This window comes from Nonomuraea sp. NPDC003754, assembly GCF_053605785.1.
In genome coordinates this window covers 1-4051 of sequence record NZ_JBSGJX010000105.1, presented here as the reverse complement: position 1 = coordinate 4051, position 4051 = coordinate 1, and the positions used below count along the sequence as shown (strand labels likewise).

Here is a 4051-nt window from a genome sequence, read left to right as displayed (position 1 = left end):
TGGATAGTTCTTCATCCCCAACGGGACACTCTCCCGATCTCCCCGAACCAGCAAGGTCCAGGGTCTCAGGTGTCCAGTCCTCAGGGGGAACGCCCTTCCACGACCGCCGTGGCTTGAAGCCCGTGATGTGCTTCGCGCCCGCAGTAAACCTCGTCAACAGGAGGCTCTCTGCACGATCGTGGGCAACACGTGGGCCATCCACGGCCTTGATCGAGTGACACTCATGTGTCACCGCTGGTCGGGGCATGCCCAGCAGCAAACCTGCAATGCTCTCCGGAGCCGGATGCGCAGGTTCGAATCCTCCAGGGGGCACTCACGATCTCCATCTCCAGCGGCCTGATCGAGGCGGTTCAGCGCGATGGCAAGGCGGGCCAGCCCGCGCGGACTCTCGCTCGGTGCTGATCACGCGTCGGCGGATGTCCTTGAGCCGGCGGTCGCCGTAGGATCCGCTGGAAATCCAGCACATTCGCTCGACCTGCGGGGATAACGATCCGGTGAAGGTCGGCGGTGTTCGTGGCTTGTGCTCGGCGGCGGTTGGCCGGTTGTCGCCGTGGTTCGGCACAATTGCTGACGTGCGAGTCGGATTGCTGGGACCGTTCGAGGTCCGTAACCACGATGAGGCCGTGGTGGAGGTTCCTGGGGTTCGGCTGCGCGCGCTGCTGGCCGCCCTTGCCCTCGAACCTGGCCGGGTCGTCACGCGGGCGAGGCTGGTGGACTGGATCTGGGGGGAGCAGCCGCCCGCGGACGAGGTGAACGCCTTGCAGGCGTTGGTGTCCCGGCTGCGCAGGGTGTTGCCGGACGGCGTGATCGAGGCCGATTCCGGCGGGTACCGGCTGGCTGTGGCGCCTGATGCCGTGGACGTGTACCGGTTCGAGCGCCTGGTCGGTCAGGCCCGTGCCGCCGAGCCCGCGGCGCGGGCGGATCTGCTGCGCTCGGCCCTGGCGTTGTGGCGCAGTACGGCCATGGCGGACATCGCGCTGCAGGGCAGCGACGCGTTCGACGCCGCGGTCGCGCGTCTGGACGAACTCCACGTCGCCGCGCTCGGGGATCGGGTGGATGCCGACATTCGCCTCGGCCATGGCTCGGAGCTGGTCTCGGAGCTGACCGAGCTGGTCGCCACGTACCCGCTGCGGGAGGGGTTCGTGGCAGCCTTGATGCGAGCGCTCGCCGAGGCGGGGCGTGGGAACGAGGCGCTGACCCTGTACCAGCGGACGCGCGAGCGGCTCGCTGAGGAGTTGGGTGCCGACCCGTCGGCCGAGCTCTCCGCGCTGCACACCGCGTTGCTCCGCGGTGAGCTGGGCGGGCGGGCGGAGAACCGCAGGACGAACCTGCGCGCCGAGCTGACGAGTTTCGTCGGCAAGGATGACGACATCTCCGCGGTCGCCGGTTTGGCCGTCAAACACCGGCTGGTCACCTTGACGGGGGCGGGTGGCTCGGGCAAGACAAGGCTGGCCACGGAGACCGCGCGGACGATGCTCGCCGAACTGCCGGATGGGGCGTGGCTGGTCGAACTGGCCTCGGTGCGGGCAGGCGGTGAGCTGGCGCAGGCCACCCTGACCGCGATCGGCCTGCGTGAGCAGCCGTTGCTCGGTGACGGGCGGGGTGGGGAGCCGATGGATCGGCTCATCGCCGCGGTCAGGGAGCGTGCGATCCTGCTGATCCTGGACAACTGCGAGCACGTGATCGAGGCGGCCGCGGCCTTCGCGGATCGGCTCCTGGGGGAGTGCCGGAGGCTGCGGATCCTGGCCACGAGCAGGGAACCGCTCGGCATCACCGGGGAGGTGCTGTGGCAGGTCGAGCCGCTCGCGCTGCCCGCGAAGGGGGCGGACCTCTCCGACGTCGGGTCCTCGCCCGCGGTGCGGCTGCTGCGGGACCGCGCGGGTCTGGTGCGCCAGGACATCGGCGCCGACGCGCACACCTTGTCGACCATGGCGCGGATCTGCCGGGCGCTGGACGGGATGCCGCTGGCGATCGAACTGGCCGCGGCACGGCTGCGCACCATGTCCATCGATCAGCTGGCCGGCGGACTCGATGACCGTTTCCGGCTGTTGACCGGCGGCAGCCGTACGGCGCTTCCCCGGCACAAGACGCTGCGCGCGGTCGTGGACTACAGCTGGGATCTGCTGACCGAGGCCGAACGCGGCGTGCTGCGGCGGCTCTCGGTGTTCTCCGGCGGGGCGAGCCTGGAAGCGGCCGAACGGGTGTGCGGGGACGAGGCGTTCGCCGGGGAGCAGGTGTTCGACGTGCTGGCCGCGTTGATCGAGAAGTCCCTGCTGCTCGCCGACGGCGAGGGCACGCCGCGCTACCGGATGCTCAACACCATCAGGGAGTACGCGGCGCACCGGCTCGCCGAAGCCGGCGAGACCGAGCCGGCGCGGCGGGCGCACCTCGCCTACGTCACCGAGCTGGCCGAGACCGCCGAGCCGCACCTTCGTCAGGCCGAGCAGCTGGAGTGGCTGTCCACGCTCAAGGCCGAGCACGACAACATCAATGCGGCGCTGCGCGGGGCGATCGCCGAAGGATGGGCCCAGGAGGCGATGCGGCTGGTCGCGGCCGTGGGCTGGTACTGGTTCCTCAGCGGGCACAGGGCCGAGGGCACCGCGTTGAGCATCGCGGCGGCCTCGCTGCACGGCGAGGTGTCCGATGAGGTGCGGGCGATGGCGTACGGCATCGTGGCGGTGTTCGTGTCCTCCGGGCCGGGTGGTGATCAGTATCAGGCGCGGGAGTGGATCCACGGGGCGCACCGGCTCACCCAGCGCGGCGAGTACCGCCATCCGCTGCTCGGGTTCGTCGCGCCGCTGGAGCGGCTGCTGGAGGAGCCGACGGAGGTCCTGTCCGCGTTCGAGCCGCTCATCGCAGGCGACGATCCATGGGCGCGCGCGCAGGCCAGGCTCAGCCGTGCCAGATTCCGGCTCACGCTCGGCCGCGACGAGACCGACGTGGACGTCGACCTCGAAATCGGTCTTGCCGAGTTCCGTACGCTGGGCGACCGGTGGGGGATCTCGTTGGCGCTGAGCTTCCTGGCCGATCGGCTCGCCACGCGCGGCGAGTTCGCACGCGCTTGTGAGTACTACGACGAGGCGGTCACGGCGCTGACCGAGTTGGGTGCGAGCGAGGACGTGGTCGGCATGCGGGCGCGGCAGGCTCAGCTGTACTGGCTGCTCGGCGATGAGCGTTCCAGCACGTCGGCCATGGCCGAAGCGGAGCGGTACGCGGACGGGATCGCCTGGTCGGGCACGCTCGCCGGGCTGGCGCTTTCGAAGGCGCAGCTGGCGCGCTGGCGCGGCGAGCCGGACCAGGCACGCGAGCACCTGGCCACGGTGCGGGCGGTGCTGGGCGACGCGGAGACAGGCGACTCCGTCCTCGCCCATGCCATGGACCTGTACGGCTACCTCACCGAGGATCTCGAGCAGGCCCGCGCGCATCGGACCGAGGCGTTGCGCGCGGCCATGGGGACGACGTATCCGCCGACGATCGCCGAGGTGTTGATCGGGATCGCGGATCTCGCCATGCGCCAGGGGCAGGACGAGCAGGCCGTGCGACTGCTCGCGGCGAGCGACGGGGTGCGCGGTACGCCGGATCGTTCGCTGCCGGACGTTGCCAGGATCGTCGCGGACACGCGCAAGCGCCTCGGTGAAACCGTGTTCGCCGAGGCGACCCGTGACGGTGCGCGGTGGGATTGGCGTGAGCTGGCCGAGATCACGCTCGCTCCGTGAACGGCGCAGGCGTGAGCCGGCCGAGATCACGCTGCCGTGACCCCCACTCGCCGGAAGAGCCGCGGGTTCTTGGTACTCATGCCACGTCCCAGGTGACCGGCAGGCTCTTCACCCCGTAGACGTCGGCCGTCTCCGGGCGCAGGGCGACCTCGTCGGCCGGTACGGCCAGGCGCAGCGTGGGGAAGCGGTTTGACCAGCGCGGGGAAGGCGACCCGCATCTCGACGCGGGCCAGCTGCTGACCCAGGCACTGGTGGATGCCGTGGCCGAAGGCCAGGTGCCCGCCGTCCTGCCGGCGCAGGTCGAGCACGTGGGGGTCGGAGAAGCGCTCGGGGTC

1 protein-coding gene and 1 pseudogene are annotated in these 4051 nt (G+C 70.7%); one reads left to right on the top strand and one right to left on the bottom strand.

The window, feature by feature from the left end:
- The first annotated feature begins 572 nt into the window (after positions 1-572).
- The gene (locus tag ACWEVS_RS45990; RefSeq protein WP_452557545.1) at positions 573-3716 is read left to right on the top strand and encodes a BTAD domain-containing putative transcriptional regulator; all 3144 of its coding nucleotides are present in this window, start codon (positions 573-575) and stop codon (positions 3714-3716) included.
- 76 nt (positions 3717-3792) lie between these two features.
- On the opposite strand, the pseudogene ACWEVS_RS45985 reads toward ACWEVS_RS45990, so the two are convergent.
- Positions 3793-4051 (bottom strand): annotated as a pseudogene (locus tag ACWEVS_RS45985) (cytochrome P450); the annotation flags it as partial.